Source organism: Acinetobacter lwoffii, assembly GCF_024129115.1.
GTDB lineage: Bacteria > Pseudomonadota > Gammaproteobacteria > Pseudomonadales > Moraxellaceae > Acinetobacter > Acinetobacter lwoffii_T.
Genome location: NZ_JAMXXO010000061.1, coordinates 1 through 1,082 on the forward strand (window position 1 = coordinate 1; position 1,082 = coordinate 1,082).

Below are 1,082 nucleotides of genomic sequence, written 5' to 3' on the forward strand. Positions count from 1 at the left end.
ATCGCAAAACGTAGACCTGGGTCCATTGCGATCGGGTGGATTAGCTCTACTGACATCTCAACGTTGTCACCAGGCATAACCATTTCCACGCCTTCTTTAAGCGCGATCGCACCAGTTACGTCCGTAGTACGGAAGTAGAACTGTGGACGGTAACCGTTAAGGAATGGAGTATGACGACCACCTTCTTCTTTAGAAAGTACGTATACTTCCGCATCGAATTTAGTGTGTGGCTTGATCGCACCTGGTTTAGTCAATACTTGACCACGTTGTACGTCTTCACGCTTAGTACCACGAAGAAGAACACCACAGTTCTCGCCCGCACGACCTTCGTCAAGAAGCTTACGGAACATTTCTACGCCGGTTACTGTAGTAGTTTGAGTATCACGGATACCAACGATTTCTACAGACTCACCTACTTTAACGATACCAGTCTCTACACGGCCAGTTACTACTGTACCACGACCAGAGATTGAGAATACGTCTTCAATTGGCATAAGGAATGGAAGGTCAATTGCACGCTCTGGCTCTGGAATGTAAGAGTCAAGTGCTTCAACAAGCGCAACTACCGCTGGCTCGCCGTATTGGCTGTCATCACCGTTAAGCGCAAGAAGAGCAGAACCACGGATCACTGGAGTGTCATCACCCGGGAAGTCGTAAGTAGAAAGAAGTTCACGAACTTCCATTTCAACTAGCTCAAGAAGCTCTTCATCGTCTACAAGGTCGCATTTGTTCAAGAATACAACGATGTAAGGTACACCTACCTGACGAGAAAGCAGGATGTGTTCACGAGTCTGTGGCATAGGACCATCAGTCGCAGCACATACAAGGATCGCGCCATCCATCTGAGCAGCACCAGTAATCATGTTTTTAACATAATCGGCGTGGCCCGGGCAATCTACGTGAGCGTAGTGACGAGTTGGAGAATCGTATTCTACGTGTGAAGTATTAATTGTAATACCACGTGCTTTTTCTTCTGGTGCAGAGTCGATTGCAGCGTAGTCTTTCGCTTCGCCACCGAATTTCTTCGCACATACAGTTGCAATTGCAGCTGTTAAAGTTGTTTTACCATGGTCAACGTGACC

Annotated in this window: 1 protein-coding gene; it reads right to left on the bottom strand. The window is 47.2% G+C overall.

Features of this window, described 5'->3' with window-relative positions; translation table 11 throughout:
* On the bottom strand, positions 1-1,082 hold a 1,082-nt coding region (tuf, locus tag NI470_RS15665; protein ID WP_253149024.1), incomplete at both ends, for an elongation factor Tu.